Annotated in this window: 20 protein-coding genes; 14 read left to right on the top strand and 6 right to left on the bottom strand. The window is 50.3% G+C overall.

All coding sequences use genetic code 11. From position 1 onward, the window contains the following. Nucleotides 1–175 precede the first annotated feature (175 nt). From ABGT66_RS06690 to ABGT66_RS06710, 5 genes are all read left to right on the top strand, one after another. On the top strand, nucleotides 176–1,096 hold the full coding sequence (locus tag ABGT66_RS06690) for a PfkB family carbohydrate kinase (RefSeq protein ID WP_346689668.1): 921 nt from the start codon (nucleotides 176–178) through the stop codon (nucleotides 1,094–1,096). 885 nt (nucleotides 1,097–1,981) lie between these two features. Further along, nucleotides 1,982–3,172, top strand: a complete 1,191-nt coding sequence (locus ABGT66_RS06695) for a site-specific integrase (RefSeq protein ID WP_346689670.1) — start codon at nucleotides 1,982–1,984, stop codon at nucleotides 3,170–3,172. Nucleotides 3,173–3,266: 94 nt separating this feature from the next. Further along, nucleotides 3,267–4,118 (top strand): hypothetical protein, encoded by an 852-nt coding sequence (locus ABGT66_RS06700; RefSeq protein ID WP_346689672.1) that lies wholly within the window; start codon nucleotides 3,267–3,269, stop codon nucleotides 4,116–4,118. Continuing rightward, nucleotides 4,099–4,701, top strand: coding sequence for a hypothetical protein (locus ABGT66_RS06705; RefSeq protein ID WP_346689674.1), 603 nt, complete (start codon nucleotides 4,099–4,101; stop codon nucleotides 4,699–4,701). Before ABGT66_RS06700 ends, ABGT66_RS06705 begins: the two co-directional genes overlap by 20 nt. A 55-nt stretch (nucleotides 4,702–4,756) precedes the next feature. Then, the gene (locus ABGT66_RS06710) at nucleotides 4,757–5,032 is read left to right on the top strand and encodes a hypothetical protein (RefSeq protein ID WP_346689675.1); all 276 of its coding nucleotides are present in this window, start codon (nucleotides 4,757–4,759) and stop codon (nucleotides 5,030–5,032) included. Between the two features lie 99 nt (nucleotides 5,033–5,131). On the opposite strand, the gene ABGT66_RS06715 is transcribed toward ABGT66_RS06710, so the two are convergent. From ABGT66_RS06715 to ABGT66_RS06740, 6 genes are all read right to left on the bottom strand, one after another. Next, complete coding sequence (locus tag ABGT66_RS06715; protein ID WP_346689677.1) at nucleotides 5,132–6,079, bottom strand: DUF1848 domain-containing protein; 948 nt, start codon at nucleotides 6,077–6,079, stop codon at nucleotides 5,132–5,134. Nucleotides 6,080–6,086: 7 nt separating this feature from the next. Then, nucleotides 6,087–7,022, bottom strand: a complete 936-nt coding sequence (locus ABGT66_RS06720) for a hypothetical protein (RefSeq protein WP_346689678.1) — start codon at nucleotides 7,020–7,022, stop codon at nucleotides 6,087–6,089. 26 nt (nucleotides 7,023–7,048) lie between these two features. Continuing rightward, nucleotides 7,049–7,264, bottom strand: coding sequence for an Ada metal-binding domain-containing protein (locus ABGT66_RS06725; protein ID WP_346689679.1), 216 nt, complete (start codon nucleotides 7,262–7,264; stop codon nucleotides 7,049–7,051). 31 nt (nucleotides 7,265–7,295) lie between these two features. After that, nucleotides 7,296–7,469: a hypothetical protein gene (locus ABGT66_RS06730; RefSeq protein WP_346689681.1), complete on the bottom strand. Its 174-nt coding sequence runs from the start codon at nucleotides 7,467–7,469 to the stop codon at nucleotides 7,296–7,298. Between the two features lie 63 nt (nucleotides 7,470–7,532). Beyond that, nucleotides 7,533–8,696 (bottom strand): ankyrin repeat domain-containing protein, encoded by a 1,164-nt coding sequence (locus ABGT66_RS06735; RefSeq protein ID WP_346689683.1) that lies wholly within the window; start codon nucleotides 8,694–8,696, stop codon nucleotides 7,533–7,535. 32 nt (nucleotides 8,697–8,728) lie between these two features. Continuing rightward, nucleotides 8,729–9,178 (bottom strand): helix-turn-helix transcriptional regulator, encoded by a 450-nt coding sequence (locus tag ABGT66_RS06740; protein ID WP_346689684.1) that lies wholly within the window; start codon nucleotides 9,176–9,178, stop codon nucleotides 8,729–8,731. A 129-nt stretch (nucleotides 9,179–9,307) separates the two neighbouring features. Between ABGT66_RS06740 and ABGT66_RS06745 the strand changes: the two genes are divergently transcribed. From ABGT66_RS06745 to ABGT66_RS06785, 9 genes are all read left to right on the top strand, one after another. Next, on the top strand, nucleotides 9,308–9,586 hold the full coding sequence (locus tag ABGT66_RS06745; protein WP_346689686.1) for a helix-turn-helix transcriptional regulator: 279 nt from the start codon (nucleotides 9,308–9,310) through the stop codon (nucleotides 9,584–9,586). Beyond that, nucleotides 9,583–9,894, top strand: a complete 312-nt coding sequence (locus ABGT66_RS06750; RefSeq protein ID WP_346689688.1) for a hypothetical protein — start codon at nucleotides 9,583–9,585, stop codon at nucleotides 9,892–9,894. The genes ABGT66_RS06745 and ABGT66_RS06750 overlap by 4 nt, the downstream gene beginning before the upstream one ends. A gap of 177 nt (nucleotides 9,895–10,071) precedes the next feature. Further along, on the top strand, nucleotides 10,072–10,956 hold the full coding sequence (locus ABGT66_RS06755) for a hypothetical protein (RefSeq protein WP_346689690.1): 885 nt from the start codon (nucleotides 10,072–10,074) through the stop codon (nucleotides 10,954–10,956). Between the two features lie 199 nt (nucleotides 10,957–11,155). Further along, nucleotides 11,156–11,539, top strand: a complete 384-nt coding sequence (locus tag ABGT66_RS06760) for a helix-turn-helix domain-containing protein (RefSeq protein WP_346689692.1) — start codon at nucleotides 11,156–11,158, stop codon at nucleotides 11,537–11,539. A 226-nt stretch (nucleotides 11,540–11,765) separates the two neighbouring features. Further along, nucleotides 11,766–12,320 (top strand): hypothetical protein, encoded by a 555-nt coding sequence (locus tag ABGT66_RS06765; protein WP_346689694.1) that lies wholly within the window; start codon nucleotides 11,766–11,768, stop codon nucleotides 12,318–12,320. After that, the gene (locus ABGT66_RS06770) at nucleotides 12,317–12,565 is read left to right on the top strand and encodes a hypothetical protein (RefSeq protein ID WP_300260417.1); all 249 of its coding nucleotides are present in this window, start codon (nucleotides 12,317–12,319) and stop codon (nucleotides 12,563–12,565) included. Before ABGT66_RS06765 ends, ABGT66_RS06770 begins: the two co-directional genes overlap by 4 nt. Nucleotides 12,566–12,567: 2 nt before the next feature. Beyond that, a complete protein-coding gene (locus ABGT66_RS06775) occupies nucleotides 12,568–12,792 on the top strand; it encodes a hypothetical protein (protein WP_300260414.1) in 225 nt (74 codons plus the stop codon). Beyond that, on the top strand, nucleotides 12,793–13,131 hold the full coding sequence (locus ABGT66_RS06780) for a hypothetical protein (protein WP_346689696.1): 339 nt from the start codon (nucleotides 12,793–12,795) through the stop codon (nucleotides 13,129–13,131). A gap of 58 nt (nucleotides 13,132–13,189) precedes the next feature. Next, nucleotides 13,190–15,457, top strand: a complete 2,268-nt coding sequence (locus ABGT66_RS06785; RefSeq protein ID WP_346689697.1) for a VapE domain-containing protein — start codon at nucleotides 13,190–13,192, stop codon at nucleotides 15,455–15,457. Nucleotides 15,458–15,502 lie beyond the last annotated feature (45 nt).

Raw genomic sequence — 15,502 nt, forward strand, 5'->3', positions numbered from 1 at the left:
CAACGAGAGATATTATAGGGTTTTTTCTTAAAATGTCAACTGCGACAAGGCGATTTTTCCGAGATTTTTTATTTTTTCTCTGTGCGCCGTTTGATGCTCTTTTTCACGCGTTTCTGCGCTGCTTCCGCGTTTCATGCTAAGATAGTGCCAATGTTCTATTAAGGGAGCGTGTTACATGCATTCCGGCACTGTTGTATTCGGGACTGTTTTTATGGATTGTAAGGGCTTCGCTGCAAACCGCTACGACCCGCTTGGGCGCAATGTAGGGAGCGTGCGTTTCATTCACGGAGGCGTCGGACGCAATGTCGCTGAAAACCTCGCGCTCGCAGGCTCCTTGCCTGTTTTTGTTTCATCGGTGGACGCCGGCGGCCTCGGCGAAGAAGTTCTTGCACGTCTCTCCGCGGAGGGCGTCGACGTCAGCCGCGTGCGCCGCGCGGAGGCGTCGGGCATGGGAATATGGCTCGCGGTGATGGACGAGCGCGGCGAGCTCGCGTCGTCGATTTCTCAGATGCCGGACCTTTCTATCATGGAGGCGATTATCAGAGAGGAAGGCGAAGAGATCATACACGGCGCGGAAAGCGTCATCCTTGAGATCGACCTCAACGACTTCATCTCGGGCGAAGTGCTTCGCCTCGCGCGCAAGTATTCGAAGAAAGTTTACGGAATCACCGGCAATATGGAGGTCGTCCTGCGCAACAGGCATTTCCTGCGCGAGCTCGAGTGCTATATATGCAACGAGATGGAAGCCGGACGGCTTTTCGGCGCGCCAGTCCCGGCCGGCGAGCCGGAACGTGTGCTGGAGACGCTTGTGAACTACGTCGACGCGGAAAGGCTGAAGTCTATGGTTGTGACGCTCGGCGGGGCGGGCTCGGTTTTTTACGACGGTGCGGAGCGGAACGGAGGCTTCTGCCCGTCGCTGCCGACCGAGGTGCGCGACACAAGCGGAGCGGGCGACGCGTATTTTTCCGGCACGGTTGAAGCTATGATACGCGGCATCCCGCTCGGCGACGCCGTCATGTACGGCACGAAGCTGGCCTCATGGACGATACGCGAGGAGGGACCGACCTGCCGCACGTTGCCTGAGCCGCTTTTCTGATTTTCAGCGGAATTTCGTAGAATTCGCGGCGGCGTAGGGATGTTCTGCGCCGCTGATTTTGATCTGTGCTATGGGGACATCAGTTCTGAATTCTTTTCTTTTCAGAGGTCCCAACTGTAGAGCTTAAGTACGAATTGCCCAATGCTCGCTGATTCCTAGGCTGTAGGGATAGCTTTACGGCGTCGTTGCAGTACACTGTGCTGGGCTGCAAATCTGTGCATCAAAGGCCGCTACTTGCAGATAACTCTTTATAGTGTATATTACAGCGCAGCGCGTAGTTGTTTCCTGTCTTGTTCGGTTCGTTTAAAAAAAGGATTCGGCGGTTACAGGGCCTGCAGCTGCAGGTGCAGGGACTGCGATACAAAGACTTCTATATCCTCTGCGGTAAAAAGAGCTCTTTTTACCGCAAGGACATTTTTCCAAGCCACAGGAGGACATGTATCGTCGGTCGCTGAGACTACGCTGTCGTGCATGTAGGCCACCATAGTTTAGTCTTTAGGCTATACGGTTCTGCAAGAACGTTGTATATCGCTGTATGTGGCTCCTATCCAGCACGGCCTGCTGCGTAGTCACATTACGCATTTGACGTAGGCCCTATGACTGTAAACGTTTGTATGTAAAAAGACAAAGAAAAAGGACTTTCGGAAAAACCCGAAAGTCCTGTATTTCCAATGGTGGGCGATATTGGGTTCGAACCAACGACTTCCACCGTGTGAAGGTCTTTGGGGGTATAAATCAAGGGATTAGCTGAATTTGAAAAATCGCGGTTTCCTTGATTATCACTGAATTTATAGCGTTGTGTGTCTTCCTGCTTTTCTTGCCGTGATATAATTTTTTAAGAAAAATGGTAGACGAACGGTAGACGAAAAACAGGGAGGCGCGGGCGTGAAGGTTAAGCTTACTCAGACAATGATAGCCTCTATTCCCATTCCTGAAAAGAGGACGGATTATCGGGACAGCGCCGTCCAGGGGCTTACGCTGCGCGTCGAGCCTTCGGGGCGGAAGTCGTGGTATCTGGATTACAAGTTCGACGGCAGGCGGCGCTGGTGGTTTATCGGCCGCGCCGCTTATATTTCGCTTTCGGACGCGCGGCGCGAGGCGCATGCTTTTCTCGGGATTCTCGCGAAAGGGAAGGACCCGCTCGCCGTCCCGGAGCCGGAGCTTACCTGCGGACTTTTGCGCGAGAAGTATTACGCGCCGTGGGTGATAGAGAACCGCAAGAGCGGTGGGGAGACCGTGAAGGGGCTGAAACGTTATTTTTCGCGCTTCGACGAGCGTTCGGCGGCGAGCCTTACGGTTGGGGATATGGAGCTGTGGCGGCGCGAGATGCGCGAGACGCGGAAGCTGAAAGCGGCGACGCTGAACCGCGCCGCTACGTACCTGACGGCTATGCTCAACTGGGCGGTGAAGCGTAAGCTGATTTCAGCGAACCCGCTGGAGGAGCTCGACCATCTGAAGGAGACGGATTCAAAGAAGAGCTGGCGTTTCCTCTCGAAAGAGGAGATTGCTGTGCTTAAAGAGGCTCTGAGGGCGCGCGACGAGGCGGTGCGCGCAGGAGCACAGCCGTGCATATATGCTGAGCCGCTGGGCGGCGCTTTCGCTGATCCGCTTGAGCCTATGGTTCTGGTGTCGCTGAATACCGGCGTGCGCTGGGGAACGCTGGTGACGCTGATGTGGCGTAATATCGACCTTGTTCATGGCACTATGTATATCGAGGCGGGCGGCACGAAGTCGGAGACGGCGCAGACGCTGCCGCTGAACAGCGCGGCACTCGATACTCTGAGGAAGTGGCACGACGAGATGCCGGAGGCGGGGCCTGTCTCGCTTGTTTTCCCAGCGCCGATGGGCGGGATGTTCTATAACGTGAACAAGGCGTGGTACAGGCTGCTTGCGGATTCCGGGCTCGGGCATCTCCGCTGGCACGACCTGCGGCATACTTTCGCCTCGCAGCTCGTCATTGCCGGCATCCCGCTGAACACGGTGCGCGAGCTGCTGGGACATAAGAATATAAAGACGACGCTAAGGTACGCGCATCTCGCGCCGCAGGGACTGCGGGCGGCGGTGGAGTGCATTTGATACACTAAGATGGGCATATAAAATTAGACTATTTAAAGTTGTATGTTTAACGTTATAATGGTAGATAATATCTTTTTTATAGGAGATTATTTATATGTCCGAATACCAAGAAGCATATCTATGCAGGGTGAAAGTATTTAAAGATAAACAAGCAAAGCTTTTTGAGTTAGATGATTTGTCTGTTCAAGAACTATTGAAGCAAACTGTTGAGTCTAAACCAAGAGCAATTTTGAAACGAAACGTCGAGTGGGAGATTGCAAATATCGAAGAAGTAGACGAAAATGCGATTTATTTCCGGTTAGGAAGAACGAAGAACACTGTCTTAGGAATGAAAGATAAGGTTAGCGGTGATTATCAAGACGAAGCTGCTCAAATAAATCCCAATACAAGTGTTTTGCTCGATTGGAAAATGGAATTGTTGATGTTTATTCCCAACTCAGATTTGTGTCAGCCTGATGCTTTTCCGAAAAGGCTTCAAGAATTATTGAATTCATGTGAATTTGCAAAGGAAAAGGGAATTATTTTTGAGGTTGGGCTTATTGAAGATCCAATTTCTTTTATTAATTGGATAGAACGAGTCTATAAGGTGATTTCTTTTGGAATGACCTTTACGCCATCTAATCTTTTTGATACAACAGAAGATTTTGAGAAACCGCTGTCTAAAATAGCGGATGCGTTGGGTGCTTCTCCAGATTATAACAGAATAGAGTTATCAAACAAAAAACGTGGGCTGAACAAGAAAGTCATTATCCGTATTGTAAAAGGTGCTGCGGCAAGTGGTGCAAAAGCTTCTGCACGTGCTTTAGTACGACCCGGTCAAAAACCACACACTCGAAAACTAAAAAATAATCTTGCTGTTATGCAGACAGGTGATATACGCGATAAAAATGGCCGTAAAGAAGCCTTATATAAGATGAAGGAGTTATATGAAAAAATCAGGTATTAGCAATGGATTAAATTTTAAATATTGGTTTTTGGTAGGGTATGGGTATAAACCAGGTTATAGGCGTTTGATAGATAGACATTCTTTTATTGATGTCTTTATTGGTACTGTTCTTGCCTGTTGCGTTCCTACTTCATTAAAAGAGGCGGCTACAACGATATTGTTTCCTCTTACTGGTATCTTAGTGGGGGTCTGCGCCTCTTGGGCTGGACCTGCACAAGAAGTGCTAACCTCTAAAGATGTAATTCCTTTTCTCGAAAAGCACAAGGGAGGGATTCAGGAGTATTTTTTCATATTACAAACAGTAATATTTGTCATGTTAGTTTCTATTATTTTGTGGGGACTTGCCGGCATCGGCATTTTTGAGACGTTAGGCAACAATGAAAATAATTGTGTCAGGCACATCTATATCGGTGTTTCGTTTTTATTATATGCGGTTTTAAGTTTGTCTATTAGAACATGTTGGGAAGCTGTATCATACGCTCATCATATAATGTACACAAAAATCCAGCTACAAAAAATCAAACAACAAAAAGAAGGTAGAGAATATAATAAACCTATTATTTACAGGAAAAGATGTAATTAGTCTTACCCACTATACCAGATTATTGTCCCAATAATTCGTACAGTGATTTTTTTTCATGTCTTCTATGGTTTTGCAGTGTTTGCAGCAGGGGACAGCTGCTTTTGCCAAGGATGGCAGCCATGAGTATTATGAAGATTCAGAGTGGCAGGCGAATAATTTTGCCGGAGAGTTGTTAGCTCCGATATATTTGTTGGACGGTATGGGGATTATTCAGATTTCGGAAGATTTTGGCGTCTCTCATACCACGGCGAATATCCAGCGTGATCATGCAGCAAAAATAAAAGCGGCAACCTCAAGTGGGCGCTTAAGGTTGCCTAAACGGTGGAAATGAGAAATTTCCTAACATACACACATACTCTAAACCAAATCGGTATTGTAGGAAAGGGGCTGTAGGCCCCCTTTTTATCATTTATGGCAAAATTTAGGAACGTTATTCTGCCTCGAATATTTTCTGCTGACTGCATACAGCGCAGGATTTTACGGGCCTTTCTGTGATTGTATCTTCGTCCGTAATCTCGCCGCATATAACCGGAGACGTTGGCGAATGTTTGTGCGAGTTGGTCGCTACGGACTTGGGGCTGTAATTTGCGTAACAGTATTTGCAGCCGTTACGGCACGTGTTATACATGCCGATGTCAACGCTGGCGACACATCCGCAGCTGAATCTCTGGTTCTTATCTTTCTCGACCTTCAAAGTGCGCCCTAAAAGTTTCCCGAGCAAACGGTCGTCAACGCATCGAGCGTGCGTTATACCGAACTGGTCGAGGTCAATGTCCTCAGCGCAGGTGTCGATTGAAAGGCCGTAAGAATGTGCGATTTCAGAAAGTCCCTTTGCAATGGCAAGCTTGTGCTCCTCAGTCAGCGTAATAAGCTCAAGCCCTTTGACGTTATTCTGCGTATTCCGATAAAAATCTATGAAGCTGAACGTGCATTTCTTTGTGTACGGGTGCAGCCGCTTGGCAAGATTTGCAAAATATTTCAGATGGTAGCCGATGGAATATTTTGTGTTGAGCAGTATCGGGTCATACCTCCATATTACACGCTCGGGGCCAATCATATCGGACAGCTTCTGAAAGGCTGGAATGATGTATTTTGATTTTAACGGGATGGACGGCTCTATATCGTCCGCGTATGAGTTCAGCGTAAACTGGAAATAATAGGTGTACTCCGAAAGCTCGCCGAGGCGCGGAAGCATTGGTATCGGGTTCTTCGTCCAGAAGACAATACCGTCAACTACATCAGGAGTAATTTTTATTTTGCTCAACTGATGATAGTTCATCGGATTTCTCACAAGGGCATACCCGTCGCGTATTCTGTTGAAGAACCACTCAGAATAGTACGTCGGTATATCTGTTCTTCTGCTTGCACTGAGTATCATTTTCTCCTCACCTACGTCCAGTAACGATTATTCTCTGGGCGCTTGCACAATATTTTTTAGGGGAAAATTTTCGTATTGTATCTAGCGGTATTATTTCAGAAAAATGTAATTTATTCGTGTGGTACTTTTCCCCATATCCGTAAGTTCCTTTTCCTACGCTATCATTATAGTCGTTAGCAAAGTATTTTTTTGTGTCTGAGAGGCGTATTTTGTGTGGCAATTGCTTTACTAGATAATCAAAATAATCTAATCCACCGCCACAGTCGTTTGTGAGATTAATATCATTCATTATTATAACAGAGGACGGCATCTCATTTATTATGTATTCTGCAATTTTATCAGCGTAGTCAAAAATTGTTTTAGGCTCTGAACGCTTTGCCATATCTGAGAATACATACTGGAATACGATAACGTTAGGTTTAATTTGAAAATTCTCTAAATAAGTAAAAATATCATACGCATCATCATAATTAAAAACAGTGTCATATGTATTATCGTGGGCATAGTTGCAAATATCACGATGGATTCTTGACCAGACATCATTATAGTTTAAGTCCGTTCCGTAGTATTGTAACGAAGCAATCCGCTTTTTATGCAATAAGTAATCAAAAGCAAACAAATCCGTACATGGGGCACAACCAAGAGAGAGTACGGATATCTCAGATTCTTGATCGCCCAATACGTTTTCAAGAGCATATAACATTTCACTGGCATAACGTAGGCCAAATTGCAAAACATAATAATCAGCCATGCGGGCGCAATCATAATTTCTGCCTTTAAATATCTCAGGTGCTTTGTGTTGGAAATGGATGTGGCGGAGACATTGTCCACAATCGTTTGAACAAAACTCGTTATATTTACATTGCTCGGTATTATCACATGGCTCGAAGAAATGTCTATACTGACACTTGTCAAAAATATTTTTGATGAGATATTCCGTCATTTCATACACCTTTCTATATATTGAGTTTATGGTTTGCAGACTTTGCAGGGGCGGTGGCCGTCGGCTAGGGCTTGGGCTCGGGTTTCGTAGTAGACGGCGTTTTCGGGGGCGATTTTTGCGGCCCAGCGGCAGGTGACGCGGTGGAAGGGCGTGCGGAGGACCGAGGCCACGTAGGGGGCGGAGGCCTGCGCCGCGGCGGTAAGGATGAAGACGGATAACAGCGCCGTGAGTATGAGTTTCATCTTGTTTCTCCTCCTTTATCTCCTTTACCTGTCAGTTTCCCGTCCACTTGTGCGTCCTTCGGAAGCCGGCGGATTCGGCTTGGAGGATGGTGGCGGCGTAGAATTCGCCGTGGGCGGGGTCTATGACGGTTTTGTCGCAGCCCTTGTCGAACGGGAGGTGGTAGATTTTCTCGCCGCTCAGTCTGTTTATGTTGCACTTGATCATTGGGTGGTCGCCTATCTCTTCGTGCTCGTGGACTTCGATGTTCTGAGGCTACTTTTGTAAAAATTATCTTTTCGACGAACGCCGCGCAATGGTCACGTCATTGATGGCTTTGTTCAATTCCGTGATTTTGTTTGCCATCTCTTGAGTACTAATAAAATTACTGTTTTTGAGCTTTGTTATTTCAGAGATAAACATTTGGCGTAATATCCGCCCTTCAGGACGCAATGAACCTTCGTAGTAATGATATTTACCAGATGCTATCTCTTCATGTATGTTTGATGTGATTAGAGCTGCCAAATACACTTCTGGGCCGCGTCCGCATGAATTGATATGCTGGTACATTGACTCTGGACGCTGTATCAATAATTTATGGAATGTAGATAAAAAATCAAACGCACCAGGGCCTGGATTCTCTCGTTCGACGACTCTTAGATATACAAGTGCGTCTTTAATAATTTTTTGCTGATGTTTTGGTAAATCTTTAATTGCTAGTTGGCTAGTGTCGTTTGCAATATTTTGTTCTTTTAATTGACCTGACAGTTTCCGTGTGTTAAGCGTCATCGTGATTAAGGCTTTGGAAAAATCAACGTCTATTTTGGTGTCATGCAGCTGATGTCCTATAAATGATTCGAATGTCAACGGCATTTTTGCTCCATGAGAGAGCAAAAGATTGTAGACTCTATCTATTTCCCACTGATTTTTACCGGGAGAGTCGTCTTGATGTAGTCTATCAATTTTATCAAATACTGAATCCCCATATTTGTTTACAGCATTTACATCTGCGTTCCATTCGATAAGTTCTTCAACGATTTCATAGACAGGGCAATGATGTGGAAAATTTTTTCTTAATGAAAAGCTAGCAAGGCTAATAGCCCACATAAGAGCGGTGTTGTTCTGGATGTCTTTCGCCTCAATCTCAGCATAGTTTTCACACAGGACGTTTATAACTTCGCGATACGGGCTGACTGCGGCTGAAATCATCAATGGTGATAGCTGCACTTCTCCGTCCTGAACATTGACGTTTGCGCCATGAGCGATGAGTTTCTCGAATACGTCTGGCGTGTAACCGTTGTAAGCTGCTATTTCAATTGGGGTCATTCCATATTTATCTTTGGCTCCAGCATTTGCTCCGCGCGCCAGAGCTTTGTCCATGAGCGCCATGTCTCCATGAGTGAGAGCATCAATTAAGTCTTTGTTGGGGTTGCTGAAAAGGTTGAAAAAAGCCATGTGCATTTATCTCCTTTTAGCGAATATATAGATTACGCCGTCTTTGCCGGTTGTTCTGTTATCGTAGAGTTCTTTTCTCTTAGTTCTATGTCGTTTATATCGGCTAGGGCGGCTTGAAGCGCCGTTTTTATGATTAAGCGGTCTTGCTGGCAGAGCATAGGGTATGCGCGTCTGATGGATTCACGTAGCTTCACCGTGCCGTAGGAAAGCGCTTCTTCGCCGTGCAGGTCATCTGGTATGTATGCACTGTATGACGGTACGGTGGGTTCCGTCACTTCTGCGTCAGTTTCTCCTATGAGGTAAGCTACCGTCGTGTTCAGAATCCGCGCAATTTTTTTTAGAGTCTCTATGTCCGGCGTTCTATTGCCGTTAGCCCAGCGTGTGAAAGTATTTGGCTCGACGTCTAACATTTGCGCGACTTCTTTTTGCGTGATAGCTCTCTCTTTGATTCTCTCTTTGATTCTTTCTCCGATTATATTCATAACTATACAATACCACAGCGGCAATTTATTATGAATTGCCAATTATGATTTGACAATACCGTTTTGTCATTTTATAATAATTGCCGCAACGGTATGACATGAAATTTTCAGAGGTAAGGAGGTGTTATCGTGTCAATTCGCATCAAAGAATATTGTGAAAAAATCGGCATCAAACAGGCTGATTTGGCTGAGCGGCTCGGCGTTGAAGCCAATACTATTTACAGATGGACAAGTGGAGCCCGTATTCCGCACTGGAATGACATATTGGCAATGTGCAAGATTTTTAATTGTACAGCTGATGAGCTTATGGGTAACGATGTCGAAAACCCTCAGATTCCCCGGAAGGTGGCGAGGAAACGTGTTCCGCGGGAGTCCGGGGAGAGGCAGGCGCAGAGCCTCCGGCTTTGAGGCTGGAGATTGTTATACGTGAGGAAGGAGCGAGGATTATGACTAATTTGCAATCTGCGGGAGTTCAAAACGAGGTGAGGGTGCAGCTCGCTTTCGTAGCGGGGAGGCCGCACGTGGAGTTCTGCGGCACTAGTCGTGCGGACGCGAGCGAGGCGGATATTTCCGAACTTTTCGACAAGGCGAAGGGGGCTGCTATCGCGGCGCTTCGGTCCCTGGATGGGGACGGCGGGAATGGTGCCGTTTCAGACGACGCGGGCGGCGATCCGTTCCGCCGGAGCGTGATGCGGAAGTTTACGCGGACGGAGTGAGGCGGGACAACGCCGCTGGATTCCGGCTCAAGGCCGGAATGACTTGAGTGTACGATGCACCTTGACAATCGAATACCGGGCGTTTAGGGAGTTGATTTCCTGTTGTACAGTCTGTTTTATTGTTATAATCATAATCAGCGTCTTTTACGTCATCTTTTGTACAGAGGAATGGTCGGGTTGGCTGAGGAGAGGAAAATCGTATTCAAGTACGAGCTCGCGGGCGATAGACACGACGTCGACGTTGTGGCGCTTTCGAGCGGCTTGGGGCATTTCTGCGCGCTTTTGAATTTTTTCTGCGACAACGAGCGTGAGGACGCCGTGCTGAGTATCAGGGCGGAGGCTTTTCGTTCCGGCAGTTTTGAGGTCTGGCTGAGGCTTTTCGAGATAGGACAGGGCGTGCTTGGAACTGTCGTCGCCAATAATTTCGTCGATTCTATCGACAATGTGCTTGAGATGTTCAAGCAGTATATTGAGCTTAAGATGATGCTTGGGAGCAGCAAGGCCGATTCTGTCACTGCGAACGACGACGGAACGGTGAACGTCATCCACGGCGATAACAATATAATCATTTCACCCAAAGTTCTGAATGTATATATGAGCGATAAGGCGGCTGACTCATTTCTCAGCGGCGGAGCTTCCGCCGTACTTTCCGACGGATGTATCGACGGGCTGCGCGTGCAGGAGGTTGTCGCGGGCGCAATGCGGGATATTGTTTCACTTGATAAGGCGCAGCTTGGGAGGGCGGCTTCGCAGAACGGTTATTTGGCTGAGGAATCACGCGTTTCGACTGTGGAGGACGCGAAGCTGCTTCTTGTCGGCGTCAATTTCGAATTTCGCGGCGTCTGGCGTTTCCAGTATGGGAAGCGGACGATTACGGCAGAGTTTGCCGATGATGATTTTATCAATAAAGTGCGTGGGGGAGAGCTTGATTTCAGGAGTAAGGACATCCTGACTGTGGATATGAGGGTGAAGCAGGTGCTTGACCCGAGGTCAGGTCAGTGGGACGATAAGGATTTTGTTATTACTAAGGTCAAGGCTATCAATAATTTGAGGAATTTGTAGCGCGTTAGTTCTGTTGTAAGTTTATTCAAACGCCCGGTATCCGATTGTCGAGGTGCCGGGCGTTTGTGTGTTTGAGAAGAAAGCGAGGAATAGAGCTGTTTCCCTATGCGGTATTGGCCGTACCGCATAGGGAGGAGCAACAGCTTGTAAAAACAGTGTCCCGTTATTTTATCACGGGGTTTGATTGGAGGTCGAGGTTATGGCGGGTTCGGAGTTGTTTTCTCCTATGATGGCGGTCGATCCGGAGGCGCTTCTGGCGCGGCTTGCGGCTATCGACGAGAAGCTCGGCCGGCTGCTTGATGCGAAGCGTATCGAGATGCTCGCGGACGGGGTGGACCCGAGGAATATGTCTACGGCGGAGGCGGCGGCTTTTCTTAAGGTGTCGAAGGGGTTTCTTTGCAGGAGCAGGATGCCGAAGAGCAAGACCGTGGGGCCGCCGTATCACAAGAAGGGGAGCCTCGTGTATTACACGCTGGAGGACTTGGAGGCGTGGCGCGATTCTACAAAGCGGGAGTGCGTGCAGAGCCTTACGCCTATGGAGCGGCGGCTGCGCGCTGTGTCGGAAGGGGGCGGCGCGCGGTGAGTACTGTCTGCCGTATGGTTGCTTCGTGCGACCGGCTTGAGCGGAAGCATGTTTTCGGCGAGCGCGATAACAGGACGCAGATGTCTGTGCTGCGCGATATCGCGAAGGTCGCGCTGCGGTGCCGGTTCTGCGATTTGTATGAGGAGAGCCCGTATGCCAAGGGGATGTGTCGCGCGATGCATGTGCGGTATGCGCCGGTTAAGCTGGGGAAGTGAGGTTTTCGGTTATGGCTTTTGAGTGTAATTTCGATTTTCTTTCGCCGGAGCAGAATGAGAAGTTCGCGGCGTTCGTGAACGAGATGCGGGATTTTTCAGATAAGGGCGGCGAGGTTATTCGCCTTTCGCGCGAGCTGCGCGCCGTTACTAAGGAGCGCGACAATTATAAGGCTATGCTCGAGGGGGCTTCCAAGGCCTGCGAGAATCTGCGGCGTGAGTATAAGGCTTTCCGCGACGGGGTGGCCGCCGTTTCGGAGAACGCGAATGAGGCGGCGGAGCTTTCCGCTGCTTTGGAGCGCTGGCGTATCGAGGCTGAGGATTTCCGCGAGCGGCTGAAGTGCGCGAACGCGGAGATTGCGCGTCTGCGCGAGGAAGCCTCGTCGCGCGAGGATTCGGCCACTTCACTCGAGAAGATGCGCGAAAAGTATGAGAAGAAGATTGCCGTGCTCGAGGATAGGCTGCGCGGGTATCGCGATTATGCGAAGCGGATGGCGCGCATGGCGGCTATGGAGCCGGAGGCCGGGACAGTACGTGAGTTTATACTGAAGGAGGAGGGCGCGTTATGACGGTGTTCGGGGATAATTTCATGCTTGAGGGGCTTAGGCTGCCGAGCGTGCGCGAACGGGTCGAGGCTGTCGCTGCGCGGCTTATGCGGATAGACCCCGCGTATTTCGCGGTGTGCTGCTGCTCCGACCGCGACTGTTACGTCGGGCGCGAGAGGCCGGAGCGTGTTCCGCTTGAACCTCTGGGGTGTATGAAGTGTCCGAAGTTCGCGCGCGGCTGCTGGGGGCCGAGGGTGGAGAAGCGATAGAGATGGCTGAACTTGAAAAGCGAAAATACGAATATCGCGGAAGGGTTCTGTGCGTATGGCAATTTCTGAGCGACCGTACTTACGGCGTCGTAAGCTTCGACACGCAGGCGATATCGTCTTACCGCTCCGTCAGGAACAAGGACTTGGGCAGGTATAAAGACCGCGACGCGGCGCAGGCTGCGCTCGACGCCTTTGCCGCTAAGAAGGGGCTTAAGGAGGCGCGCTAGATGGCTGACTTTGATATGCCCGGTATAGGCAGGGCGCGGATGGGGCTGACTGAGCTGGCGCGGTCTCCGGCCAGGTGCGGCGGGTGCGCCGCTGTGAAGTATGAGCTCGTGAAGAATCTTTATACGGAGATTCGCGCGGCGCGGCTCGCGGGGCATTCCTGGGAGGTTATCAAGAATTCTATCCGAGGAAGCGTCGACGTCCGTATTTCGGTTAAGGCTCTGGCTGCCTTTTTTACCGAGATAGACAAGCGTTATGAAGCGGAGACTGGCGTGAAGGCTCTTCCGGAAACGGGCGCGAAGCGTAAGCGCGGGCGGCCGAGGAAGTACGTTTCTGAGTAGGCTTCGTTTTTGTTTGAAGGCGAGGTGAGGCAAGATAGCGGATTTCAATTATTACGACGTGGAGCGCGCTTTTCTCGATGCGATGGCGGAGGCTGGGATTCCTCCGGCGGATAATGATACTTTACGCCTGGATGGGCGCAAGCATCGTTATAGGGTGCGCGGCGACAAGGGCCGAGAGAAGTCCGGCGAGTACTGCGTCTATATGGACGAGTCGCCCGCCGGGTATTTCAAGAGCTATAAGGCCTCTCACGGCGTTCCTTATACGACTTGGTTTTTCCGCAACGGAGCTGCTTCCGGCTGGACGGATGAAGAGCGCCGCCGGTATGTCGAAGAGTGCGCCGCGCGCAAGGAAGAGAGTGACAAAGAGAAGGCCATAGCGCGCGAAAAGGCTATAAACGTCGCGCGGGTGAAGTGGGAGACGGCTTCTGAGGCTAATCCGCTTCACAAATATATTCTGAAAAAGGGGCTTTCAGGCGCGCACGGCGCGAGACAGCTTGGGGATTTGCTTGTAATCCCTTATTATTTCCCTGACGGAAGCATCGCTACGGTACAGACTATTTCCGGCGACGGTTCCAAGCGTTTTGAGAAGGACGCTCCCAAGATGGGGAATTTCTGTTTTCTTTCGGGGAAGCGTGAGCTTGCCGAAGGGGGTAAAAAGGCCCTTTCCACGAACGAATGTTCGAAGAGCGGCGGACTGCCGTCTGTGATTTCAGCGCGTTGTTGGGTTTGCGAGGGCTGGGCTACCGGTAGCACCATTGCGGATGCTCTGGGAGACGACGTGATTGTCGCAGCTGATTGCGGTAACCTGCGCCCTGTTATAGACAACGTGCGCGAGAAATGGGGACAGACGGAGTTTGTCGTCGCGGCGGACAACGACCGTTATAAGAGAATGGGCAACTCCGGAGGCGCGGCCGCATTCAAGATATTCGAGGAGACAGGGATTCCGTTCGTCTTCCCTGATTTTGAGGAAGGCGAGAAGCTGTCCGACTGGAACGACTACGCCGCGAAGTACGGGCTGAAGAAGACGCGCGCCGCTATGCTGGGCAAGCTGGAACGTTTCAAGGCGCGCTCGGAATACATAGAGCGGCATTCTTTTCCTCAGTTTGTGCATATAAGCGAGACTACGGGGCGGCCGAAGGGGACTATTGCAAATCTCGAAGCGCTGCTCGCTTACGCGGGTATCAGTGTAAAATATGACGAGATAAAGAAGGAGGGCATCATCGGCGTGCCCGGGCGCGAGTACTGCGGCGACGACGTGAAGAACGCGACGCTGGGGCATATTCTTTCGCTCTGCGCGCAGTGGGGCTTTCCTTCGAGCAACGTTGACCCGTTTCTTTCTGAGGTGGCGGCGCGGAACGTTATCAATCCTGTGCGCGAATGGATTCTCTCCGAGCCGTGGGACGGGATACATCGTATCGGAAACGTTTACGATTCCGTCGTAGAGGAGAAGGGCTTTCCCCGCGCTTTTAAGGAATTGCTCATGCGCAAGTGGCTTGTCTCCGCGGCGGCGGCTGCCTTTCATCCGCGCGGGTTTCACTACCGCGGCGTGCTGGTGCTTATCGGCGGCCAGGGGATAGGGAAGACGACGTGGTTCCGCAATCTCGCGGGGCGCGACGAGTTTTTCAACGAGGGCATAGGGCTCGACCCGAACGACAAGGACAGCCTGAAGCGCGCTATTTCCTTCTGGATTACGGAGCTGGGCGAGCTGGAGGGGACTTTCAAGCGGTCGGATATGTCTGCGCTGAAGAACTTCCTGACGCGCAGCACGGACGTGCTTCGTATGCCGTGGGGGCGGCGCATGAGCGAGTTCCAGCGTCGGACGGTCTTCGGCGCTACGGTGAACCAGCGCGAGATTCTCATAGACGACACGGGGAACTCCAGATGGTGGTGCATTCCGGTGGAGCGCATGGATATGATTGACCGCCGCGACATGCAGCAGATATGGGCCGAGGTCTACGAGGATTATTATCTGCGCGGCACGGAAGACCCGCTCGGGCAGTGGTGGCTTACGAAGGAAGAAGAGGCGGAGCTTGCGCGTCAGAACTGGCAGTTCGAGGCGCCGAACCCGATAGAGGACCTTCTTACGGAAGGATTGAATTGGGAACTTGACCGAGGCTTCTGGCGTGAAATGACGGCCACCGATGCGCTTATACAAGCCGGTTTTGTCGGCGTGCCGCGTCCTGGCGACGCTATGAAGGCGGCGCGTGTGCTTCGCAAGCTCACGGGAACAACGAGTAAGCGCAGTGGGCATGACCGTGCCCGCATGTGGCTCCTTCCTCCCAAGAAAGAGAAAGGCGGCGCGGACATTCCATATCTCTACCGATAAACGTCCGCATTTAAGAATTCAGTCATAGCAAGGTTTTTGAAGGTA

The sequence above is a fragment of the uncultured Cloacibacillus sp. genome, assembly GCF_963926575.1.
Classification (GTDB): domain Bacteria; phylum Synergistota; class Synergistia; order Synergistales; family Synergistaceae; genus Caccocola; species Caccocola faecigallinarum.